The 15,936-nt window shown below is 40.9% G+C and carries 12 protein-coding genes; 8 read left to right on the top strand and 4 right to left on the bottom strand.

The genetic code is table 11. The annotated features are described in order from the left end of the window. The first annotated feature begins 168 nt into the window (after positions 1-168). The 3 genes from carA to M1F26_RS03170 all read left to right on the top strand — a co-directional run bounded on the left by carA (position 169) and on the right by M1F26_RS03170 (position 5,793). Entirely contained in the window at positions 169-1,332 is a 1,164-nt protein-coding gene (carA, locus tag M1F26_RS03160) for a glutamine-hydrolyzing carbamoyl-phosphate synthase small subunit (protein ID WP_180359518.1), read from the top strand. A 14-nt stretch (positions 1,333-1,346) separates the two neighbouring features. Beyond that, the gene (gene carB / locus M1F26_RS03165) at positions 1,347-4,568 is read left to right on the top strand and encodes a carbamoyl-phosphate synthase large subunit (protein ID WP_004905617.1); all 3,222 of its coding nucleotides are present in this window, start codon (positions 1,347-1,349) and stop codon (positions 4,566-4,568) included. A gap of 202 nt (positions 4,569-4,770) precedes the next feature. Beyond that, positions 4,771-5,793 (top strand): MerR family transcriptional regulator, encoded by a 1,023-nt coding sequence (locus tag M1F26_RS03170; protein ID WP_140172082.1) that lies wholly within the window; start codon positions 4,771-4,773, stop codon positions 5,791-5,793. Positions 5,794-5,850: 57 nt separating this feature from the next. Here the strand turns inward: M1F26_RS03170 and M1F26_RS03175 are convergent, their stop codons facing one another. Next, complete coding sequence (locus M1F26_RS03175) at positions 5,851-6,528, bottom strand: DedA family protein (RefSeq protein WP_004914669.1); 678 nt, start codon at positions 6,526-6,528, stop codon at positions 5,851-5,853. Between the two features lie 158 nt (positions 6,529-6,686). Beyond that, positions 6,687-7,871 carry a cystathionine beta-lyase gene (gene metC, locus M1F26_RS03180; RefSeq protein ID WP_140172083.1) on the bottom strand — a complete coding sequence of 395 codons (1,185 nt, stop codon included), beginning with the start codon at positions 7,869-7,871 and terminating at the stop codon, positions 6,687-6,689. 413 nt (positions 7,872-8,284) lie between these two features. Between metC and exbB the strand changes: the two genes are divergently transcribed. The 4 genes from exbB (at position 8,285) to yedF (ending at position 12,642) form a co-directional block, all read left to right on the top strand. Further along, positions 8,285-9,229, top strand: coding sequence for a tonB-system energizer ExbB (exbB, locus tag M1F26_RS03185; RefSeq protein ID WP_140172084.1), 945 nt, complete (start codon positions 8,285-8,287; stop codon positions 9,227-9,229). Positions 9,230-9,234: 5 nt separating this feature from the next. Next, entirely contained in the window at positions 9,235-9,663 is a 429-nt protein-coding gene (exbD, locus tag M1F26_RS03190) for a TonB system transport protein ExbD (protein ID WP_094961939.1), read from the top strand. A 1,528-nt stretch (positions 9,664-11,191) separates the two neighbouring features. Next, positions 11,192-12,406: a selenium metabolism membrane protein YedE/FdhT gene (gene yedE, locus M1F26_RS03195; protein ID WP_004905600.1), complete on the top strand. Its 1,215-nt coding sequence runs from the start codon at positions 11,192-11,194 to the stop codon at positions 12,404-12,406. Then, entirely contained in the window at positions 12,403-12,642 is a 240-nt protein-coding gene (gene yedF, locus M1F26_RS03200) for a sulfurtransferase-like selenium metabolism protein YedF (RefSeq protein ID WP_140172085.1), read from the top strand. The genes yedE and yedF overlap by 4 nt, the downstream gene beginning before the upstream one ends. A 320-nt stretch (positions 12,643-12,962) precedes the next feature. On the opposite strand, the gene M1F26_RS03205 is transcribed toward yedF, so the two are convergent. Both M1F26_RS03205 and rdgC read right to left on the bottom strand, forming a co-directional pair. Then, on the bottom strand, positions 12,963-13,478 hold the full coding sequence (locus M1F26_RS03205; protein WP_004905596.1) for a GNAT family N-acetyltransferase: 516 nt from the start codon (positions 13,476-13,478) through the stop codon (positions 12,963-12,965). Between the two features lie 236 nt (positions 13,479-13,714). Continuing rightward, positions 13,715-14,620, bottom strand: a complete 906-nt coding sequence (gene rdgC / locus M1F26_RS03210; RefSeq protein ID WP_004905595.1) for a recombination-associated protein RdgC — start codon at positions 14,618-14,620, stop codon at positions 13,715-13,717. A 203-nt stretch (positions 14,621-14,823) separates the two neighbouring features. On the opposite strand from rdgC, the gene mak reads away from it, so the two are divergent. Further along, positions 14,824-15,729: a fructokinase gene (gene mak / locus M1F26_RS03215; protein WP_140172086.1), complete on the top strand. Its 906-nt coding sequence runs from the start codon at positions 14,824-14,826 to the stop codon at positions 15,727-15,729. Positions 15,730-15,936: the final 207 nt, after the last annotated feature.

The raw sequence follows: 15,936 nt of genomic DNA on the forward strand, positions 1-15,936 counted from the left end.
GATAAAAGTGAAAAAAATGCATTTTTTTCTAGACAAGACCCTATCTCATCATTAGAATGCGCGCAATTTGCCAAAAATTTGCTTAAAAACTCATTTTGGCATTGATTTAGATCGTAAAATCTGAATTAATATGCAAAAAACGTGATTTATTATTCTCCGGAGGGTGTTTTGATTAAGTCAGCTATATTGGTTCTGGAAGACGGAACCCAATTCCACGGGCGTGCTATCGGTGCAGAAGGCGCTGCAGTTGGAGAAGTCGTTTTCAACACGTCGATGACCGGATATCAAGAAATAATTACAGACCCTTCCTATTCCCGCCAAATTGTTACTCTCACTTATCCCCATATTGGTAATGTCGGCACTAATACTGATGACGAAGAATCCCCAAATGTTCATGCACAAGGCTTAATCATTCGTGACTTACCATTGGTTTACAGTAACTTCCGCGGGCAAGAAGGGTTATCCGAATATCTAAAACGCCATAATGTCGTGGCGATTGCGGATATCGATACACGTAAATTAACACGTTTACTGAGAGAAAAAGGCGCTCAAAACGGTTGTATCATTGCGGGTGATAACCCTGATGTTGCACTCGCATTGGAAAAAGCGCGTAGTTTTTCAGGTTTGAATGGGTTGGACTTGGCAAAAGAAGTCTGCACTAAAGAGATTTATAACTGGTCCCAAGGTTCATGGACGCTGGAAAATGGCCAGCAAGGCGCGAAAACTGCGGAAGAACTCCCTCTACATGTTGTTGCTTATGACTTCGGTGCAAAGCGTAATATCTTACGTATGTTAGTTGACCGTGGTTGCCGTTTAACGGTGGTGCCAGCAACTACACCAGCAGAAACCGTATTGGCGATGAACCCCGATGGTATTTTCTTATCGAATGGCCCTGGTGACCCGGCTCCTTGTGATTATGCAATCAAGGCAATTGAAACATTCTTAACCACAGAAATCCCAGTATTTGGTATTTGTTTAGGGCACCAATTACTCGCTTTGGCCAGCGGTGCTAATACCATGAAAATGAAGTTTGGCCATCATGGTGCTAACCATCCAGTTAAAGATTTAGACAAAGATGTGGTGATGATTACGGCGCAAAACCATGGTTTTGCGGTTGATGAATCGACACTTCCCGACACACTGCGCGTGACTCACAAGTCACTGTTTGATGGAACATTGCAAGGTATTCACCGTACGGATAAACCAGCATTTAGTTTTCAAGGCCACCCAGAAGCAAGCTCAGGGCCACATGATGCGGCAAATTTATTCGACCATTTCATTGAATTAATTAATGAATACCGTCAAAACACACCTCGTCAAAACGCACAATAATCGGGAGCAAAAAAATGGCAAAACGTACAGATATAAAAAGTATTCTGATTTTAGGTGCCGGCCCAATTGTGATTGGCCAAGCATGTGAATTTGACTATTCAGGTGCCCAAGCGTGTAAAGCACTGCGTGAAGAAGGTTACCGCGTAATCTTAGTCAACTCGAACCCTGCGACTATTATGACAGACCCAGAAATGGCGGATGCAACTTACATCGAGCCGATTCACTGGGAAGTTGTGCGTAAAATTATTGAAAAAGAGCGCCCAGATGCAGTATTACCGACCATGGGGGGCCAAACCGCATTGAACTGTGCGCTCGAATTAGAGCGTAAAGGCGTTTTAGCCGAGTTCGGTGTCACCATGATTGGGGCGACTGCAGATGCAATAGATAAAGCAGAAGATCGCCAACGTTTTGATAAAGCAATGAAAAAAATCGGCTTGGGCACTGCACGCTCAGGTATAGCACATAATATGGAAGAAGCATTTGCTGTTGCCGATGCGGTAGGCTTTCCCTGTATTATTCGCCCATCATTTACGATGGGAGGTACCGGTGGCGGTATCGCCTATAATCGCGAAGAGTTTGAAGAAATTTGTACTCGCGGTTTAGATTTATCCCCGACTAACGAATTATTGATAGATGAATCGCTGATTGGTTGGAAAGAATACGAAATGGAAGTTGTCCGCGATAAAAAAGACAACTGTATTATCGTTTGTTCCATTGAAAACTTCGATGCCATGGGGATCCACACAGGTGACTCTATCACCGTAGCACCAGCTCAAACACTGACTGATAAAGAATACCAAATCATGCGTGACGCATCGATGGCAGTATTGCGTGAAATCGGCGTTGAAACAGGTGGCTCTAACGTTCAATTTGCGGTAAACCCTAAAGATGGGCGCTTAATTGTTATTGAAATGAACCCGCGGGTTTCGCGTTCATCAGCGCTTGCCTCTAAAGCGACAGGCTTCCCAATTGCAAAGATTGCGGCAAAATTAGCCGTGGGCTATACCCTTGATGAGTTAATGAATGATATCACTGGTGGCCGTACCCCTGCATCATTTGAACCTTCCATTGATTACGTTGTGACAAAAATTCCGCGCTTTAACTTTGAAAAATTTGCGGGCACGAATGACCGACTCACAACGCAAATGAAATCAGTTGGTGAAGTGATGGCTATCGGTCGCACATTCCAAGAATCAATGCAAAAAGCGTTACGTGGGTTAGAAGTGGGCGCAACAGGCTTTGACCCGAAAGTAGCCCAAGAGGACCCTGAAGCTCTGACTCGTATCCGTCGTGAATTAAAAGATGCTGGTGGAGAGCGTATTTGGTTTATTGCGGATGCATTCCGTGCGGGGCTTTCTGTTGATGGTGTTTTCAATTTAACCAATATTGACCGCTGGTTCTTAGTGCAAATCGAAGAACTGGTACGTTTAGAAGAAGAAGTGGCTGAATTAGGTATCAATGGCCTGACCAAAGACTTCTTACGTGTACTCAAACGGAAAGGTTTTGCAGATGCCCGTTTAGCTAGTCTAGTCGGGGTTTCTGAAGCAGAACTGCGTAAATTACGTCAAGGCTATGATTTACATCCTGTATATAAACGTGTTGATACCTGTGCGGCAGAATTTGCAACAGATACGGCTTATATGTATTCCACTTATGAAGATGAGTGCGAGTCAAACCCAAATAATGCTAAACCGAAGGTGATGGTATTAGGCGGTGGGCCAAACCGGATTGGGCAAGGGATTGAATTTGACTATTGCTGCGTGCATGCATCTTTAGCGTTACGCGAAGACGGCTATGAAACCATTATGGTCAACTGTAATCCTGAAACCGTTTCAACTGACTATGATACATCAGATCGCCTCTATTTTGAGCCAGTGACACTGGAAGACGTACTTGAAATTGTGCGTATCGAGCAGCCAAAAGGCGTGATTGTGCAATATGGTGGTCAAACACCATTGAAATTAGCGAGAGCGTTGGAAGCTGCCGGTGTTCCTGTTATTGGTACGAGCCCAGATGCCATCGACCGCGCAGAAGATCGTGAACGTTTTCAGCAGGCCGTTAATCGCTTGAACTTGAAGCAACCACAGAACGCAACTGTCACAGCGATTGAGCAAGCAGTTGAAAAAGCAGCTGTTATTGGCTACCCACTGGTTGTTCGTCCATCCTATGTACTAGGTGGCCGAGCAATGGAAATTGTATATGACGAAATCGATTTACGTCGCTATTTCCAAACCGCGGTAAGTGTTTCTAACGATGCGCCAGTGCTACTTGACCGTTTCCTAGACGATGCGGTTGAAGTTGACGTAGATGCGATTTGTGACGGTGAGATGGTACTGATCGGCGGTATCATGGAACACATTGAGCAAGCAGGTGTGCACTCTGGTGACTCCGCATGTTCTCTACCTGCTTATACGCTTAGCCAAGAAATCCAAGATGTAATGCGTGAACAAGTTCGTAACCTTGCCTTTGAGTTACGTGTACGTGGCTTGATGAACGTGCAGTTTGCAGTCAAAAATAATGAAGTTTACTTAATTGAAGTCAATCCACGTGCGGCAAGGACTGTGCCTTTTGTCTCTAAAGCAACGGGTGTGCCATTAGCGAAAGTTGCAGCGCGTGTGATGGTAGGGCAAACCTTGGCACAGCAAGGGGTGACGGAAGAGGTTATTCCACCATATTACTCTGTGAAAGAGGTGGTATTGCCATTCAATAAATTCCCTGGTGTTGACCCAATTCTTGGGCCTGAAATGCGCTCAACAGGCGAAGTAATGGGCGTCGGCCGGACATTTGCTGAAGCCTTTGCTAAAGCGATGTTAGGCAGTAGCTCGACGATGAAAAAATCAGGCCGTGCACTGTTATCTGTTCGTGAGGGAGATAAAACTCGCGTGGTTGATTTAGCTGCTAAGCTGTTAAAACACGGCTTTGAGCTGGATGCTACTCACGGTACGGCGATTGTGTTAGGAGAGGCTGGGATTAATCCGCGCCTCGTTAACAAAGTTCATGAAGGTCGTCCACACATTCAAGATAGAATTAAGAATGGTGAATATGATTACATTGTGAATACCACCGCAGGGCGTCAAGCTATTGAAGACTCAAAATTAATTCGTCGCAGTGCATTGCGCTACAAAGTTCACTATGACACGACGTTGAATGGCGGTTTTGCCACCACGATGTCGCTCAGTGCAGATCCAACAGATACAGTAATCTCTGTACAAGAAATGCATGCATTAATTAAGTAATTATTTAATAAGTCACCTATGTAAGCCTCAGTATTCAATCTACTGGGGCTTTTTTATTGCTACTTTTAAACTATCGCTAGCGAGAAAATAATTGTCTGGTGATATTGTGGGTAAAATATAATTCCAATAAAAAATGCAAAATTGAGATTGACTCTCACGTAACGTGAGGCACTAACCTTGGTCGCAATTACAGGAGGAACCTATGCTATTTCAAGTTGGTGAGATTGCGGAAAAAACAGGATTAACCGTCCGTACACTTCATCATTATGAAGAAATTGGCTTATTGGTACCAACTGCAAGAACCGATGCAGGTTATCGGCTTTACAACATGCAATGCATAGAGCGTTTAACGCAAATTCAATTGTTACGGCAAGTTGGAGTCAAACTGAAAAACATCGGTGAATTACTGGATGGCCAGAGTGGAGATATGACGAGTTTGCTGCAAGAGCGAATTGCATTATTAACGGAACAAATGGAGCAAATGGCGACATTACGTAATCGATTAGAGCAATTACACAGGCAAATGCAAACGGGGAATACTTTAACTCAGGCTGATTGGTTTTCTGTATTGGAGATGATGTCGATGTTTGATAAATATTTTACCCCTCAAGAATTGGAACAATTGCCACTCTATACGGCGCATACGCTGAAAAACCAAGAGTGGCAACAGCGCGTAGCAACGGTAAGCAAGCTGATGGAACAAGGTGTAACACCTCAATCTATCGAGGTGCAACAAATCGCACATGAATGGATGACGGCATTAGAAAGAGATACCGGAGGCAACCCGGATTTCTTTGCACGATTGAATCGAATTCATTTATCGGATAACACGTTAGCCTATTCATCAGGTATTTCTGTTGCAATGATCCAATATGTAGCAGAGGGTTTTAGTGAGTACCAATTATCACTGTTTAAACCACATTTAACTGCGGAGCAATTTGCTTTTGTTCAGCAACATTATTTTTCCTCAGGTGAGGCGTGGCCCGAATTAATCGCAGGTTTATATAATGCATTAAAAGCACATAAATCCCCAGACTCACCCGAAGTACAACGATTAGCGAAAACATGGTTAGCGATGTTCAACCAGTTTACGGGGGGAGATCCTGAGCTACAAGAGAGAATTCGGGTAATTTATCGTGAGGAACCCAAGACTTCGCAAGGAACATGGATGACAGCAGAAATTGGCCAGTACTTATTTTCTGCTATTAGTTTGATGGATCAATAAGTTTGATGGATCAATAAAACTAAATGGCCGCTAATTAGCGGCCATTACTCGGTCATACTATGATTTTTCTTTGCTACCAGAGAGTGCCTTTCGGTGTTTCCAATACATTACAATTGAACCAATTAGCCCACTAATTAGTAGGATGACAGGGATAATCATTAGCGCACTAATAACAATTTGCTCATGTTCTTTCACAAAAGGAATTTGGTTTAAGGCATACCCCAAGGTGACAATCAAGCCAACCCATAACAAGCCACTTAGCCAGTTAAAAAATTGGAAACGGCGGTGACTTAATTCAGATAACCCAGCGAGCAATGGTAATATTGTTCTGACAAATGCAAGGAAGCGGCCGATAAGTAGGGCGTATAATCCTTGCTTATTAAACATATTGTTTGCTTTGGTGTGATATTCCTCAGGAATTTGCGCTAACCAGCGTTTCACAACCTTGGTTTCACTTAACCATCGGCCTTGTAGAAAACCTAACCAGCAACCTAAACTGGCTGCTGTTGTTAGCAATAGTATTGTGGGAATAAAGTGTAAGACCCCTTTGGCAATTAATGCACCTGAAAGGATCAACAAGGTATCACCGGGTAAGAAAGCGGCGGGAAGGACGCCATTTTCTAAAACAATGACAACAAAAAGTACGGTATAAATAACCCAAAGCACTTCAGGGTTGGAGAGTTTAAGGAAATCGTGGTGCCAAAGTGCCAGTACGATTTCGCGTAGGACTTCCATAATCATTCCTGTATCTGCGTAAAAGCGAATTTCTTTATTATCTATATTACAGGAAAAAAAGGGCTCAAGTTTGATTTGTTTGAAGAATTAATCATTTAGTGGAGAAATTGCAGGAAACATTTAACGCAGCTCCTGCAATTAATATATTGATTTTTAATTTAAATTCTTTCGAAAGCTAATTGTAAATCGTGAATTAAATCATCGGTGTGCTCTAACCCGATATGCACTCGGAAGAAGGTTCCTTCTTTTGGTGAAAAATCATACTGCCGCATATTGAGTAAATCTTCTTTTTGGTATCCCAAAATCAGCGACTCAAAACCACCCCATGAATAACCCATTTTAAAATGATTAAAATTATCAAGAAAAGCGGTAAATTGCTCAGTGGTTAAGCGTGATTTTAGTTGGAAAGAGAAAAGGCCATTAGCACCTGTAAAATCACGGATAAAGAATTCATGGCCCGGTGAATTCTCAAGTGCAGGGTGAAATACCTGTTCAACTTCAGGACGTTGTTGTAACCAGTTAGCGACTTGTAAGCTATTAATTTGATGCTGTTTTAAGCGAGTCGGTAATGTATGTAGTCCTCGATTAGCCATATAAACGGTGTCTGGATCAGCGGTTTGGCCTAAGAGATATGAATTTTCGCGCAATGTTTCAATACAGCGTTGGTTTGCCACAGCAAGGCCGAGCATACCGTCGGAATGGCCATTGATATATTTAGTTGCTGATTGGATTGATACGTCAACATCAAATAATAAAGGTTTAAGTAAAACACCAGCAGCCCAAGTGTTATCAATCATAATCACAATTTCAGGGGATTTCGCACGTATTGTCTTTACGATTGTCGGTAAATCATGAACTTCCATGGTGATAGAACCGGGGGACTCCAAGAATACAATACGCGTATTGGGCTGAATTAAATCAGCGATACCTGTTCCGATGAGTGGATCAAAATACGTGGTTTGGATATTTAACTTAGTGAGAATATTGTCGCAAAAATTTTGAGTTGGGTCATAAGCTGAGCCTGTAACAAGGATATGTTCGCCAGCAGAAATAAACGACAAAATGGCATTTGTGATAGCTGCTGCGCCTGATGGGTAAAGGACGCATCCAGCACCTGATTCTAATTCTGTCATGGCCTCTTGAAAAGCGAAATGAGTTTGCGTACCACGGCGTCCATAAAATAGTACGTTATTTGCACGATGGCGAGTTGCATGTCGTTTTTCTTCAAGCGTATCAAAAATAATAGAAGAAGCTCGTTGAATAACGGGGTTTACTCCTTTTTGTGTGTATTTAGGGTTTCGCCCAATATGAACTAATTGTGTTTCAGGTTTTATGTCTGCCATGATTTTTCCCTACACAGGATGTGAACTAGTTAAACTCAAAGGTGATTTATACTAAGACGTTAAATGATCCTGATAGAAATGTAACCTGAGTATTCTTCAACTTTCAATTCATAGGTAAGTCTCATTTTCTCAGGTTGCGTATGAACACTTAATTGAGCTATGAATTATTAAGGAAAATAACCGCATAATAGAGAAGGACATGTTTGTCTAAACGCAAAAAAATATAAAAAAATCGCGAATACTAATGATAATTACTATCAATTCGCGCTGTGTTTGATATCATCAGCACCGTCTTTTTGAAAAGAGACGGACAGCGCGAGTCAAATTTCGCTTTTAAAGGTTAGTCGATGAATGGCACAATCATCGATATGAATTTTATTATACAACACTAAAAAGAGAGTAAAGGCCAACTGATGCGTAAACTAACAGCTTCTATTCTATTGGCGTTCGGCTTGATGGGGACGGCAGCAGTCGCTGAAACCACACCTGCAACAACACCAGCTGCGTCTCAAAATACACCATCAACACAACCGGCAGTAAACCCGGCTGCACCAACAACAACACCAAGTGCTGAAGTTGCATCAGTACCTGCTGAGCCTGCGCAAGGCGAAGCCGTGAACACAACAGTTGTTAATGAAAATATTGAAATTGCAACAGAAGCACCGACAGGGGGTTTTGATCAAGACTTATCTGTTTGGGGAATGTACCAAAATGCAGATAACGTGGTTAAAACCGTTATGATTGGTTTGGTGATTGCTTCTGTTATTACATGGGCTCTATTTTTCTCAAAAGGTTTGGAAATATTAGTCGCTCGTCGCCGCTTAAAAGCAGAAGCAAAAGCGATTGCTGAGGTAAAATCACTTGATGAGGCGGTCAGTATCGCAGAAGGCTTCAAAGCAAATAGCATTACTCGTATGTTATTAAATGAAGCTGTTACTGAGCGAGCTTTATCAGCGAATAGCTCTGATTTATCAGGCACAAAAGAGCGCACATCATTCCGTTTAGAAAGAGCTGTTGCTGCGATTAGCCGTTATATGGGGCGTGGTAATGGCTATTTGGCGACTATTGGTGCGATTTCTCCATTTGTCGGTCTATTTGGGACTGTCTGGGGGATCATGAACAGCTTTATCGGGATTGCCCACTCGCAAACGACTAACCTCGCTGTTGTTGCCCCTGGTATTGCAGAAGCATTATTAGCGACAGCAATTGGTCTTATTGCCGCTATCCCTGCGGTTGTGATTTATAATATTTTTGCCCGTATGATCAACAACTATCGTGGTCAAGTAGGGGATGTCGCTGCTCAGTCCGCATTGTTACTGGGGCGTGATCTTGATCTGGCAAATAGCAAAGCAAGGTAATTATTATGGCAATGCGTTTAGGTGACGAACAAGACGATAGCGGTGAAATGCATGAAATTAACGTAACACCTTTTATTGATGTTATGTTGGTTTTATTGATTATCTTTATGGTTGCGGCACCATTGGCAACAGTTGATATTAAAGTCGACTTACCCGCCTCGACAGCGAAGCCGCAGCCGCGTCCTGAAAAACCTGTATTTCTAACGGTTAAATCGGATAGCCAGCTTTTTATTGGTGACCAAGCTGTGACAAAGGAACAGCTTGCTTCTACACTTGACCAAGCAACGAGTTCCAATAAGGAAACAACAATCTTTTTCCAAGCGGACAAGAGTGTTGATTATGAAACTATGATGGATGTAATGAATGCATTGCGTCAATCAGGGTACTTGAAGATTGGTTTAGTGGGAATGGAAGCGACATCATCCTCAAAATAAGCGAATTACATCGTATAAACGCGTTTTATCGTTAAAGGTAAAACGCGTTTTTTATTATTTAACCATACCATTAAGATAAGTTCGTGTCTTACTAACCTCCCTTAGGTACTATTTGTGAAAATCCAAGCGCATTTATTTATCTAATTAATTTTTTTTTAAAGAATTTTATTCTTATTTGACGCTTTTTATTCGCAATTTGATAAGGTAGCTTGACCATTGTGCCCATTTTTTTACTCTATTTTGGATGTTTTCGCTTGTATTCCCGATAAGTAATAAATATTTTCATTAATTTTTATAATGAATTATTGTGTGTTCTTCCTTTCTTATCATAGTAATTTCTATTGATATTACCTTTTTTTCTACCTACTCATTAGTCATATTGATTCATTTTCTTAGTTTTTTAATTCATAAATACGAGTTAAATAACCTATTAATTCTGGTTATTTTATCAATGACAATGCAATAATGATGTAAAACTTTATTAAAAATAAACCATGTTACCAATAAGGATTTATATAAGTATTATTTTTAATCTATTTTTGTATATTCCCTTATTAATAGGGCGGTTATTTAATAAAAGAGAGATTGGTCAAAAAATGATTGTTTATCATAGGTCTGGTTGTTTTTATTTTTAATTTTTAGGTTGATAAATCTTAATTACGTAAATACTACTAATAAATTATAATGAAAAATATGTTAATTTTATTAATGTTAAAAAAGTTTTATTATTCCAGGGAATATATTTTTAAAGCTAATTTATATATTTAATTAATATTAAATTTATTTTTAAATTTGAAATGAATTCTTTTTTATAAAAAATGTAAATTGTTTGTAATATCTTAACTATAGGTTAAATATTTTGCCTTATTCTTATGTTTTTTCTGTATCTTTTTGATTTGAATTGATTTTATGTTTTATTCTGTATCTTGTCATGAAAATGAAAAAACACTTGCGCAACAAAAGTGTTGCGCTATAATGCAATCAATAACATTTAGAAACACTTTTAAATACTTTATTATACTGAGTTATCTATTTTTATAATTTACTTATGCTAGGGAATCAATAAGGCCAATGCTAATTTGGAAATAATACAAAGTTAGTGAACGTTTAGGCCTTTGTATTAAAAATAGTTATAATTACTTAACAAGTAGGTCAGCTAAGTGAACGTATTTATACTGTGAGATAAGTGTTATTACTGGAGTCAAATGGGCTGACTACAGACTACGCATAGCAAGCGTCGCCGTAATAAGGCAATTTCATATTATACTCTTCTATAGATAAAATAAGACTACACTTCCAGCGTTATCATTGAGATAGCGCTTTTTTTTATTCCCATCTATTTCTTTAAATCTGAGTGTGCTCAAGATCAATCTGTCTCTCGTTTTATGATGAAATAACTTCACGAAAAAATTTATCGGAGTATGATGTTGCCACTTCGCTGTGGGGATCGATATAAATACTTATAACGATAATTATACAACGGCGAATTTCTCTGCCAAGGTCTGGCGTGAATGAATTGGAAGTAACAATGACTTGGTCTGATTTTAAATCTCGCTATCTCATCGGTTTTTGGAAACCATTACCTGCAGTTATTGCCGCAGGTATCTTATCAACCTATTACTTTGGCTTGACCGGCACATTCTGGGCGGTCACGGGTGAGTTTACGCGTTGGGGCGGGCACATCATGCAATTATTTGGTGCAGAGCCAGAGACATGGGGCTATTTTAAAGTTATTGGTTTTGAGGGTACACCTCTGGATCGTATTGATGGCGTGATGATCATTGGTATGTTTGCAGGGTGTTTTGCCGCTGCATTATGGGCCAATAATATTAAATTACGAATGCCTCAGCATCGGATACGTATTTTTCAAGCTATTTTAGGCGGTATTATCGCTGGATTTGGTGCTCGTTTGGCGATGGGGTGTAATTTAGCTGCATTCTTTACTGGTATCCCTCAATTTTCATTACACGCGTGGTACTTTGCTGTTGCTACTGCGGCAGGGTCATATTTTGGTGCGAAATTTACACTAATGCCAATGTTTCGCATCCCTGTGAAACTGAAAAAAGTCAGCACCGCATCGCCGTTAACACAAAATCATAATGTGGCGAAAAGACGCTTTAAACTAGGAATGGTGATTTTCACATTAGCACTAGCTTGGGGTTTTTATACTTTATTAGACTCCCCTGTGATGGGTTTTGCTATCTTATGTGGTATTGGCTTCGGGCTACTGATTGAAAGAGCGCAAATTTGTTTTACCTCTGCATTTCGTGACCTGTGGATCACCGGACGCACACATATGGCTAAAGCTATCATTATTGGTATGGCAGTCAGTGCAATTGGTATCTTCAGCTATGTACAGTTAGGCGCAACGCCAAAAATTTTATGGGCTGGGCCGAATGCAGTGATTGGTGGATTACTGTTTGGCTTCGGTATTGTGCTTGCCGGTGGTTGTGAAACGGGCTGGATGTACCGCGCGGTCGAGGGCCAAGTCCATTATTGGTGGGTAGGTTTTGGTAATATCATTGGTGCTACGGTGCTGGCTTATTACTGGGATGATTTAGGTCCTTGGTTGGCGACTGATTTTGACAAAGTTAATTTACTTGAAACCTTTGGACCAGAAGGTGGATTGCTAGTCACTTATGGATTATTAGCGGTCGCATTTGTGTTGATGTTGGTCTGGGAAAAACATTTTTTCCGTAAACGTTCTCAAAAAGCATCTAATGTATCCGTGGAGGTAATATGAGTAATAAAGACATTATCCCTGATTATCGTTTAGATATGATCGGAGAACCTTGCCCATATCCAGCAGTAGCAACACTAGAAGCAATGCCATCGTTGAAAAAAGGCGAAATATTAGAAGTGGTAAGTGACTGCCCGCAGTCGATTAATAATATTCCTCTAGATGCGAAAAACTACGGTTATACGGTGTTGGATATTCAGCAAGATGGGCCGACTATTCGTTATCTTATCCAAAAATAACGGATACGCGAGATACCCGTTATACTTTGCGCCGCAGCGTTGTTGACTGCTCTCACCGCCCCTAGTCACATACTCTTGTATGCTCCTAGGGCTCGGTTCGCTTGTCGCCTAGCTGCAACCCAAATTATTTAGGGTATCTTGGTGATACAATAATCCATATTATGGCTCATTGATTGGCGAGATGAGTTGATATTGCTGCACTTATAGGCTTACGCTTATCTACAACTCAAATTATGTAGGGTATCTTAGTGATATCCTACATATATTAAAGCAACCTATAAGTCAGGAACTGAATATGGAGAGTATAGCTGATAGTGTGCCTACTCTTCTTGTTCTTGCCAATTAGTAATATCTAGAACCAGCTCGCATTCATCATCCATATAAGCGCCTGTTGGTACAAAACCAAGTTTTTTGTAGAACTCAAATGGGCTTTCTTCCCCTTCACCACAGCTATTATAAAGGCGTGGGTATCCTTTTCTTTTTAAATAATGGATGACTTGAACTAGGGCTTCACGGCCGAATCCCAGCTTTTGGTAGGGTTCAGCAATCATAAAACGCCAAAGCATAATACCGTTATATTCTAATTCATCATCATCTAACCCAGAATGCAGCATGATGAAACCGACAGGGACATCATCGGCGTAAATGCCTCGATACCATGCGCAATCAGAAAACTGGGCTTCCACCATGGAATAGGCATTGTCAGCCACCATATTACGTTGTGCTTCACTAAGCGTATGACTTAGTAAGCAAATTTCAGAAAAATTATCGGCGGTGACTTTTTGTAGGGTAACCAGTGAATTTTCATCTAATTCAGGTTCGATGAGCTCTTTCATAACATTTCCTTCGACAGAATATTGACCATAATCATCAGTGATGGGCTATTTTTATTATTGTTGTTGAACATAATTAAATATCAGAAATTTGCGATATGGATATAAATCAATCAACCAGAGATTTCACTACCAGTCAATGACTTAATTGTGGCTATGTAAGCGGGATCTAAAAAGTGATGGCAACTTACTTAAGTGTGAGTTGCCATTGTGAGGGCGATAGAGGGGATAGAAACAAATTAGTGCTCGGCTTCGCCACCTAATACATCAATCAAGCGAGCGATTAATGCACTAAGTTCACCTGTCATTAATACGTAATCAGCATCAAATTTTTGTGCGTAGTCTTCTTTAGCGATGTCGTCATTTTGGTCTTTTAATGTATCGCTAAATTTGAGGCGCTTCAGGGAACCATCATCAGATAACATGAACTGGATACGCTCTTCCCAATCCAAGGCCAGTTTGGTAACGAGTTTACCGGCTTCAATGTGGGTGGCAATTTCATCAGAAATGAGTTCTTGCTTCTTACAGCGGATAATACCACCTTCTTCTAAGATAGCTTTTAGCTCCGCTTCATCCATGACGGCAAAACCTTGTGGTAATGAGCCCGAACGGATCCATTCAGTGAGTGTTAGCTCTATTGGGTCTTTAAAAGTCAGAGGGACGACAGGTAAGGAACCTAAGCTTTTGCGGAGTAAGGCTAAATTGTCTTCAGCGCGTTTTGCACTTGCGGCATCAACAATAATTAATTGATTTACTGTATCAATCCAAATGTAGGTTTTACTGAATTTACTGAATGCACGAGGAAGGAGTGAGTGAACAACTTCATCTTTTAGTGAATCTTTTTCTGTTTTCTTCAGCTTACGGCCTTGGTCAGCTTCCAATTTTTCGATTTTATCCTGCAATTCTTGCTTAATTACAGGAGATGGCAGCATTTTTTCTTCTTTTTTAGCACAGATAAGAATTTGGTTACCCGCTGCATGTGTCAATGCATCACCACCATTCATAGGGGAAACCCAGCCAGTTTGCATCATATCTTGGCTACCACAAGGGTGATAGGCGAGGGCGGCAAGCTGTTTCTCTAAATCATCTGCGGAGAGTGCCAAATCCCGATTCAGGCGATAGACCAATATATTCTTGAACCACATGAAAAACCTACCTTTGTTAATAAATAGCCAGTTAGAGCAGGGGGCTATGATAGCGAATTGTCTGTTATTAAGCGAAAAAAAATGCGCTGTCGTTGAGGGCTGCTATCATTTCATTAGTTAACTATTGATAATACCCCTCAAAGCAAGCCATGATAGCTATAGAAGCCCTGACATAAAAACTTTAAATAGTAGAGAACATCATAATGAGAATAGGTATTGACCTTGGTGGAACCAAAATTGAAGTTATTGCATTAGATGACAGTGGCAATACTTTGTTTCGTAAACGTATTCCAACACCTCGTGGTGATTATGACGCGACACTTAAAGCGATAGCAAGTTTAGTGGCAGATGCAGAAACGGCGACTGGGTTGTCAGGTAGTGTTGGTGTGGGGATCCCTGGAACATTGTCTCCTGTGACTGGTAAAGTTAAAAATGCCAATTCCACATGGCTTAATGGTAAACCGTTTGATGCCGATTTAAGTCATCTATTAAACCGTGAAGTAAAAATGGCGAATGACGCTAATTGCCTAGCTGTTTCAGAATCGGTTGATGGTGCAGGTGCGGGTGAGAAGGTCGTGTTTGCTGTTATTATCGGAACTGGATGTGGTGCAGGAATTGCAATAAATGGGCAAGTGCATTCAGGGGGAAATGGCGTTGCAGGGGAATGGGGTCATAACCCTCTACCATGGCAAGATGAGCAAGATAGGCAATTTCTAGTAACAGAAAACTGCTATTGCGGGCTGACAGGTTGCACGGAATTGTTTGTCTCAGGCACAGGGTTTATGGCGGATTACGCGAAAATGTCAGGAAGCCAAAAAACGGGGATGGAAATTGTCGAATTAGCACAATCAGGTGATAAATATGCCAAGATCGCACTGGAAAATTACCTCAACCGCCTCGCAAAAGCCCTCGGACAAGCCATTAATATGTTAGACCCAGACGTGATAGTGCTAGGGGGCGGAATGAGCAATGTCGATTACTTATATGAAGCGTTGCCAGCAAGGATCCGCCAATGGGTATTTGGTGGGGAGTGTGATACGCCTATTCGTAAAGCGGTGCATGGCGATTCGAGTGGGGTTCGCGGAGCTGCTTGGTTGTTTTCGTCCTAATTTACGCTGTCGCGTTTTTTTCGTCATACTTCAAGTTGTGGCTGCGTTGGCTTCATTCAGTCACTCTAGTCACATACTTATGTATGCTCCTAGAGATGACATCATTTTGCCGCCTTGCCACAACTTGAATTATTTAAAAAAAATGTAGTTTACTTTGAGGAGAAAACGACAAATTATCTTATTTTCGCCTAGTCATGGTACACATAA

The organism is Providencia sp. PROV048 (genome assembly GCF_033688165.1).
Lineage (GTDB): Bacteria > Pseudomonadota > Gammaproteobacteria > Enterobacterales > Enterobacteriaceae > Providencia > Providencia hangzhouensis.

Excerpts from the sequence above, each read along its gene's own strand:
- carB (WP_004905617.1), top strand. The coding sequence starts at position 1,347 with ATGGCAAAACGTACAGATATAAAAAGTATTCTGATTTTAGGTGCCGGC.
- yedE (WP_004905600.1), top strand. The coding sequence starts at position 11,192 with ATGACTTGGTCTGATTTTAAATCTCGCTATCTCATCGGTTTTTGGAAA.
- M1F26_RS03175 (WP_004914669.1), bottom strand. The coding sequence starts at position 6,528 with ATGGAAGTCCTACGCGAAATCGTACTGGCACTTTGGCACCACGATTTC.
- exbD (WP_094961939.1), top strand. The coding sequence starts at position 9,235 with ATGGCAATGCGTTTAGGTGACGAACAAGACGATAGCGGTGAAATGCAT.
- yedF (WP_140172085.1), top strand. The coding sequence starts at position 12,403 with ATGAGTAATAAAGACATTATCCCTGATTATCGTTTAGATATGATCGGA.
- M1F26_RS03205 (WP_004905596.1), bottom strand. The coding sequence starts at position 13,478 with ATGAAAGAGCTCATCGAACCTGAATTAGATGAAAATTCACTGGTTACC.
- mak (WP_140172086.1), top strand. The coding sequence starts at position 14,824 with ATGAGAATAGGTATTGACCTTGGTGGAACCAAAATTGAAGTTATTGCA.
- exbB (WP_140172084.1), top strand. The coding sequence starts at position 8,285 with ATGCGTAAACTAACAGCTTCTATTCTATTGGCGTTCGGCTTGATGGGG.
- M1F26_RS03170 (WP_140172082.1), top strand. The coding sequence starts at position 4,771 with ATGCTATTTCAAGTTGGTGAGATTGCGGAAAAAACAGGATTAACCGTC.
- metC (WP_140172083.1), bottom strand. The coding sequence starts at position 7,871 with ATGGCAGACATAAAACCTGAAACACAATTAGTTCATATTGGGCGAAAC.
- rdgC (WP_004905595.1), bottom strand. The coding sequence starts at position 14,620 with ATGTGGTTCAAGAATATATTGGTCTATCGCCTGAATCGGGATTTGGCA.